3 protein-coding genes are annotated in these 7916 nt (G+C 65.0%); all 3 read left to right on the top strand.

The window, feature by feature from the left end; genetic code table 11:
- Positions 1 to 3448 (top strand): beta-ketoacyl synthase N-terminal-like domain-containing protein (locus BLX41_RS32760; RefSeq protein WP_123728206.1); only part of this gene is annotated, 3448 nt, incomplete at its 5' end.
- Positions 3445 to 4854 (top strand): cytochrome P450, encoded by a 1410-nt coding sequence (locus BLX41_RS32755; RefSeq protein WP_123728205.1) that lies wholly within the window; start codon positions 3445 to 3447, stop codon positions 4852 to 4854. The genes BLX41_RS32760 and BLX41_RS32755, both read left to right, overlap by 4 nt.
- A 65-nt stretch (positions 4855 to 4919) precedes the next feature.
- The coding region (locus tag BLX41_RS34090; RefSeq protein WP_221179238.1) for a beta-ketoacyl synthase N-terminal-like domain-containing protein at positions 4920 to 7916 on the top strand (2997 nt) is incomplete at its 3' end.

Here is a 7916-nt window from a genome sequence, read left to right as displayed (position 1 = left end):
CGATTGCTCCCCGGCGCAAGCCGTACTGGCGGGCGCCGACTGGGTGCAGGTTGCCCAGGGCGCAGGCCCGGCGCCGCAACATCATCCGGCGGCCAACGAGATGAACCGGCTGTTGCTGGCTCATATCTTCGCCTGCCTCGGCGCCCTGGCCGCCGGGGGGCCGCTGACCGAGCAACGGATCGCGGCCGATCCGGCGGTGGCGGCCAATCTGCGGGCCCAGCCGTTCTATCGCCGCTGGCTGCGCGAAAGTCTGGATTGGTTGGTGCAAAACGCTGATATCGATGAGCAGGGGCGGTTGTTGTCGGCCCTGCCTGATCAGGCGGCGTTGTCGGCGCAATGGCAGCTGGCCAGTGAACAATGGTGCCAAGACGCCGACCTGCAGGCGCAAGTGCAACTGCTGCAGACCTTTGTCCGGGCATTGCCGGGCATTCTGCGCGGTGAGCAGTTGGCTACCGCAGTGATGTTCCCCAATGGCTCGATGGACCTGGTGGAGGGCATCTACAAAAACAATCGGGTCTGCGATTACTTCAATGCCGTGCTGGGCCAGGTGGTCGTCGACGTCGCCCGCCGTCAGGCCGCTAACGGCCAGCCGCTGCGGATTCTGGAAATCGGCGCCGGCACCGGCGGCACCACTGCGGGGCTGATAAACAGCCTGCGCCCGTGGCAGCAGGGCATTGCCGAATACTGCTACACCGACCTGTCCCAGGTGTTCCTGAACCATGCCCAAACGCATTTCGCGCCCCGTGCGCCTTACCTGCGCACGGCGATTTTCGATGTGGGCAAACCCTGCGCCGAGCAAGGCATCCGCCTGCAGCACTATGACCTGGTGATCGCCACCAATGTGCTGCACGCCACCCCCGACCTGCGGCGCACCCTGCAAAACGCCAAGACCGCGCTGCGCCGGGGCGGGCTGCTGGTGCTCAATGAAATCAGCGACCGTTCGCTGTTCACCCACCTGACGTTCGGCCTGCTCGAAGGCTGGTGGCTGCACAACGACACGGCGCTGCGCATTCCCGGCTGCCCTGGTGTGTACCCCGAGCGTTGGCGGCAACTGCTGCTGGGCCAAGGTTTTGAGGACCTTGCCTTTCCGGCCTCGGCCAGCCATTCCCTGGGCCAGCAGATCATCGTTGCCGCCAGCGATGGTGTGGTCTGCCTGCCGGCCCGGGTCGACGTTGCGCCGCTGCCGATCGCGCCCCAGGCGCCAAACCCCGGCCCCGAGGCCGAGATGGAAGAAGAGGTACTGGCCGGACACTGCCGACAACTGATCACCGAGGTGCTGGCCAAGCTGGTGAACATGGCGCCCGAGCGTTTGCAGCGCGACACCGCGTTTGATCGCTATGGCATCGATTCCATCCTGCAGATCAGCCTGATCCAGGCGCTGGAAACAAGCGCCGGCGAGCTGTCGCGCACCCTCTTGTTCGAACACAACACCATCAATCAGCTGACCCGCTACCTGGTGGCCGAACACCGGCCGGCGCTGACCCGTCATTTTGCCCCGCAACTGGCCGAACGCCCGGCACCGCTAGCACCGGCCGAGGCGCCGCTGCCGGCCCGTGGTCACACCCAGGTCCGGCCCGCGCCGCACGCCTCAGGCAGGGTCGAGCCTCGGGCTGGGAGCCGCGACATCGCGATTATCGGGGTCAATGGGCGCTATCCGATGGCGGGTGATCTGGACGCGTTCTGGGACAACCTGCGCAACGGTCGCGACTGTATCAGCGAGGCCGGCGGCCAGCGTTGGTCAGCGGCCTTGAACGGCGATCAACGCTACTACGGCGGCTTCCTGGACCAGGTCGAGGCCTTTGATCACCAGCTGTTCGCGATTTCCGACGCCGAGGCGCAGCACTGCTCGCCGCCGCTGCGGCAGATGCTCGAAGTGGCCTGGCTGACCTTCGAGAGCGCCGGTTACAACAGCGATGCCCTGGCCCGGTTCCAGCAGGACGACACGAAGGCCATCGGGGTGTTCATCGGCTCGATGTACAACCCGTCCTCGCTGCGCGAGGACCCAGCTGCACAGGCGGCGATCAAGGCCAATGTCACCGACTGGCAGCTGCCCAACCGGATTTCCCACACGTTCGATCTCAAGGGCCCGAGCCTGGCGGTCAACAGCGCATGCGCCAGTTCCATGTCGGCGATTCATCTGGCTTGCCAGAGTCTGTTGCAGGGCGAATGCGCGATGGCCATGGCCGGTGGCGTCAACCTGATCCTCGACCCGTCCCGCTACCAGACCCTCAAGCTGGCCAATCTGCTGGGCAGTGGGCAATCGAGTCGCGGCTTTGGCCAGAGCGACGGCATGCTGCCGGGGGAGGGAGCCGGCGCCGTGCTGCTCAAACCATTGGCAGCGGCCGTGGCCGATGGCGACCGAATCCATGGAGTGATCAAGAGCACCGGCCTCAATCATGGTGGCGGCAAGCTGCAGTACTCGGCCCCCAATACCCGCCAGCAAGCCCGCCTGATCGCCCAGACCATCCAGCGCGCAGGCTTGCAGCCGGCGCAGATCAACTACGTGGAAGCAGCGGCCAATGGTTCGGAACTCGGCGACCCGATTGAAGTGGCGGCGTTGAAAAAAGTCTTTGTCGAACTGGCGCCGGGCAGCTGCGCGCTGGGCACGCTGAAGTCGAACATCGGTCACCTTGAGGCCGCCTCGGGGATCTCCCAGCTGACCAAGGTGCTGCTGCAACTGCAGCATCAAGTGTTGGCGCCCTCGATCAATGCCGAGCCGCTGAACCCGCATATCCGTCTGGACGGCAGCGCCTTTTACCTGCAACAACAGGCGTCGTCCTGGGCCACGGATGACAGCGGCCAGCCGCGCCGCTGCCTGATCAACTCCTTTGGCGCAGGCGGCACCTACGCCAGTCTGGTGCTGGAGGAGTATCAGCCAGCGCGACCAGCACTGAGCCCCATGCCCGGCGAGCAACTGCTGATCATCGCCGCAGCCAGCCGGGGCAGCCTCTTGGCCTATCTGAACAAACTTCAGGGATTAATCGATGGGAATCGGCCTATCGATCTGTCAGATCTGGCCTACAGTTTAGCCCTGCGCGAACAGCGTCTGGCCCATCGCGCCGCCCTGGTGGTGGATGACTGCCAGCAATTGCGGGCACGCCTGACATTGTTGTTGGCCGGCACGCCGGATAACGGCTGCTGGCTATCACCGCTGGATGGCATTGAAGAGGCTGAGCCGCAAATCGCCTGCGGATCACTGGCGCAAAAGGGCGAAGCCTGGTGTCGCGGCGCCGAACTGGATACTTCGGCGCTGTTTCCCCAGGGCGGCAATCGAATGCAACTGCCCGGTTATGAGTTTGAGCATCCACCGGCGCCGCCCCAGTCGGCCACGGCGCCCTGCGCGTTGTTCTCCAGTGATCTGTACCGGCGCATCAGCGGCGGTGAGCTGGACGCCGCGCAGTTTGCCCAGTTGCTCACCGGCACCACCAATGAACAGGGAAGGTTATGAGCCAGATTGAAGACACCACCGTACCCGCGCAGAGCACGGCCGACGCTGCCCAGCCGCAGCTCAAGGCTGCCCGGCCACTGGCGGCCAACATCAAGATCAAGGACGGATTCCCGGTGATGCCCGGCAAGATCCCCTTGCTCGGGCACGTGCACAAGATTGGCAAGGACGCCCTCGGCGAGTTGCGTCAGGCCGAGGCCGCGTGCGGGCCGATGTTCTGGACCTATTTCGGCAGCCAGTTGCCGGTGCTGCAAATCGTCGACGAGGCGGGGCTGGCGATCCTGCAGAACAAGTACACCGACAATTCATTCCTGCGTGAACAGATGCCGGTGATTACCGGGGAGGCGATGAACGCCTTCGATGGCCCGCGCCACCGCAATGCACGCAAGGCCAGCACCGATGCCTTCACCCCCAAGGGCCTGACCCGCGCCAAGGTGGGCCAGTTCATCATGGAAACCATCGATCAGCGGCTCAAGCACTGGAGCCGGGAAAACCAGCTGGCGATTTTTCCCCAGACCAAGGACATCGCCCTGGAAGTGGTATTCCGGATTCTGGGGATTGCAACCCACGAGCTGGAGTTGTGGCGTCACCAGTACGAGGAGTTCTTCCTCGGCATGATTCCGTTGAAGATCAATCTGCCCGGTTTTCCGGCGTGGCGCTGTCGCAAGGCGCGGGGCTGGCTGGAGCAGCGAGTGGCGCAGATTGTCGCCACCACACGGGCCGACAATGACCACGACAGCCTGGTGGGGGCGATGATCCTGGGCCGCGATGAACAGGGCAACGGCCTGTCCGAAGTCGAACTGGTGCACAACATTCTCGGGCTGGGGTTTGCCGGCTCGGAAACCACCGCGGCGGTGATGGCCTGGTCGGCGCTGATGCTGTCGCAGCATCCGGATGTCTGGCAGCAGCTGTGCGAGCAGGTCGCCGGTCTGGAAAGCCTGCCGGTGACCCACGAGGAACTGGTCAGGCAAGTGCCGCTGGCTGAAGGGATATTCCGTGAAACCATGCGCCTGTACCCACCGGCGCCCTTTGAAATGCGCAAGGTGCACACCGAGTTCGAGTTGCTGGGGCAGAGGATTCCCGCCGGGGTCATGGCCGGGGTCAGCCTGCTGCACGTTTCCCGCAATCCCGAACGCTACCCGGACCCCGACAGCTGGCGACCGGAGCGCTGGCTGGGCCTGGACCGTGCGCTGAATCAGGTGGAGACCTGCCAGTTCGGCGGCGGCCCCCACGCCTGCCTCGGGCGCCATGTGGCGGCGCTGGAGATCACCCTGTTTATCGCCATGCTGGCCCGGGAGCTGGGGCCCAAGGGCAACGTGCCGCGCCTGGTGGGCAAGATGCCGCCGCCGGCCTACCTGCCGTTCCTGCGGCCCTCGAACAAAGCCTTCCTCGACTTCAGCGGCGCCTGAGGCGGCAAGGCGCAGAGTCGATTTCGTATTGCGAGCACTATCAGAGCCAAGGATTGGAGAGAGCAGTGGACAGTAAAATCAGGGTTCTGCATGGCAAGATCCAACGGCAGGAAATCAGCGTCGAACAAGCGGCGCTGGAGTTCGAAAGGCTAAGGGCCCAGGCGCTGCAAGAGCCGGCGCCACGACGGATCGAAGTGCCAGCGGCCAATGCCGAGCTCAGCGCCGCCGCCGTGTATCACTACGATGAACCGTGCCTGCGCGATCACCAGTTCAATCACCAGCAGATACTCCTGGGGCTGACCTACGCCAGCCTGGCGCTGGAGCACGGGCTGGGCCAGCTCAGCGAGGGCCAGGCGCTGCAGTTGCAGAGGCTGACGTTTGCCGCGCCCATGGCCCTGGCCGCAGGCGAACAGCTTGAAGTGGCGATCCGTGCCGGGCAGCCCGGGCTCGAGGCCGTGTGCCGGCGCACGCCGCTGGAGCCCTGGCAGGTGGTGGCCAGTGGCGAATTGTTGGCGGTCGCGGCGTCATCCCTGCCAATGAGCTCCCCGTCAGTGCCGCCAGCCGAGCTGCGCGCCGGCATGACCGCGGTGGAACTGGAGTCGATCTACCGGATCAGCGAGCAACTGCACATTGGCCAGAGCTATCGCACCCTGCAAGCGCTCTACCTGCAAGCCAACGGCCGTGAGGCGGTGTCGCGGGTGCTGCTCAAGGATGAACGCCACTACGCCTTGCATCCATTGCTGATCAACAGCGCCTTCATGACCCTCATTCCCCTGTTGGCCGCGGAGCAACTGGCCAGTCATTACATTCCCCTGGGGATCAAGTCCCTGACGTTTCATCGGCGCCAGGCCCCGGCCAGCGGTTGGATTCATGCCCGTTTGCTGAAGAACTCCGGCGAATTGCTGTTGTTCGACGCTGACTTGTACAGCGACGACGGCGCATTGATTGCCCAGTTCAAGGGCTGCTCGCTCAAGCGCCTGCGCAGTGCCGGCCTGGTTGCCCCTGAGGCGCCGCACCGGACCGGCAGCGCCGCCGCGGTGGAAGACTATCTGCTGACTCAGTTGCACGGCATTGGCGCGAGCCGGGTGGGCAAGCAGCAACGCCTGCGCAACCTGATGGACCTGGGCCTCGAATCCGTGCAACTGGTGCAGTTGGCGCAGTGCATCGCCAGCGCGGCGCAGATCGAACTGGAAGCCACGGTGTTCTTTGAGTACCCGAGCCTCGCCGAGCTGGCGACGTTTCTCTGGCAGCAACACCCCACGGCGTTCATCAGGCTGCTGGGGGAGCAGAGCGGGGCGACGGTGCAAGTGGAGGTCGACTGGCCAACCCAGCCTGCGACGGGGCCCGACGTGATCAGTCAAACCCAGGCCACGCCCCAGGCGGGCAAGCTGCCCCAGAGCGATATCGCCATCATCGGCCTGCACGGGCAGTTCGCCGAAGCCGGGGATCTGGATCAGTTCTGGGGCAACCTCTGGCAGGACCTGGAGCTGATCAAGCCGGTGCCGGCGGATCACTGGGACATCGAGCCCTGGTTCGACGCCGATCCCGAGGCCCAGGACCGGACCTATTCGCGCTGGGGCAGCTTCATCGCCGACGTCGACAAGTTCGACGCCGGCTTTTTCAACCTGTCGCGCCGCGAAGCCCAGTGGATGGACCCGCAAGTGCGGCTGCTGCTGCAGAGCGCCTACACCTGCGCCGAGCATGCCGGGGTGATTGCGGGGCTGCGCGGCAGCAACACCGGGGTGTTCATCGGCTCTTGCTTCAACGAATACATCGACAAGATCAGCGAACTGGGTCTGCCGATGGACCCGTACATCGCCACCGGCAGCGGCACCATCGCCGCCAACCGGATCTCGTTCTGGTTCGACTTCAAGGGCCCGAGCCTGATGTTCAACACCGCCTGCTCCTCGTCGCTGGTGGCGTTGCATGCCGCCTGCATGGCATTGCGCAACGGCGAGTGCGGGATGGCCTTGGTCGGCGGCAGCAACTTGCTGCTGTCGTCCTGGCACTATCGCTACTTTTCGGCGATCCGGGCGCTGTCGCCAACCGGCCGCTGCCACACCTTCGACGCGCGCGCCGATGGCTATGTGCCCGGTGAGTGCGTCGCCACGCTGTTGCTCAAGCCACTGGCACAGGCACTGGCCGATGGCGATCCGATCCAAGGCGTGATCAAGGGCTCGGCGGCGCTGCATGGCGGCTACACACCCTCGCTCACCGCGCCGAGCGTGGCCGGGGAGGAAAACGTCATCGTCCAGGCCTGGCAGAACGCCGCGATCGATCCGCGCACCCTGAGTTACATCGAGGCCCACGGCACCGGCACCCGGCTCGGCGACCCGATCGAGATCAACGCGCTCAAGCGCGCCTTTGCCCGCTACACCAACGACCGGGGTTTCTGCCATATCGGTTCAGTGAAGGCCAACATCGGCCATACCGAAGGCGCTGCCGGCATTGCCGGGGTGCTCAAGGTGCTGCTGCAGATGAAACACAAGAAGCTGCCGGCACTGGGGCATTTCCAGCAGCACAACCCCCATATCAAGCTCGAAGACTCGCCGCTGTTGATCGACACACAGGGCTGCGACTGGCCGGAACAAGCCACGCCGCGGCGCGCGGGCGTCAGTTCATTCGGTTTTTCCGGGACCAACGCCCATGCGGTGCTGGAGGAGTATCGCGAGCAACGCACGTTCGCCACGCACCAGGGGCAGACGGTGCTGGTGCCCTTGTCCGCGCGCAATGAACAGCGTCTGCAGCAGCAGGTGGCGCGCCTGCTCGACTACCTCAAGCAACACAGCCCTGACCTCGCTGCGCTGGCCTATACCCTGCAGACCGGGCGCGAAGCCATGGCGTCCCGGGCGATTTTCAGCGTGGACAGCCATGAGCAACTGCAACAGCAACTGCAAGCCTGGATCGATGGCCAGCGCGCCGACCCGCCAGCCGTGCCGCTGATGACTTGCGCACAGGCCCTGGCTGCGGCTGACTTGGGGCAACTGGCGGCGTTGTGGCTCGCGGGGGCAGACACTGAGAACGGCATCGACTGGGCGCAGCTCTATGGCAGCGGACGCCGT

The organism is Pseudomonas protegens (assembly GCF_003732485.1).
GTDB classification, from domain to species: Bacteria; Pseudomonadota; Gammaproteobacteria; order Pseudomonadales; family Pseudomonadaceae; genus Aquipseudomonas; species Aquipseudomonas protegens_B.
Note: the sequence above shows the minus strand (reverse complement) of the source record. Positions and strands in the feature narration are given on the sequence as shown.

Excerpts from the sequence above, each read along its gene's own strand:
- BLX41_RS32755 (WP_123728205.1), top strand. The coding sequence starts at position 3,445 with ATGAGCCAGATTGAAGACACCACCGTACCCGCGCAGAGCACGGCCGAC.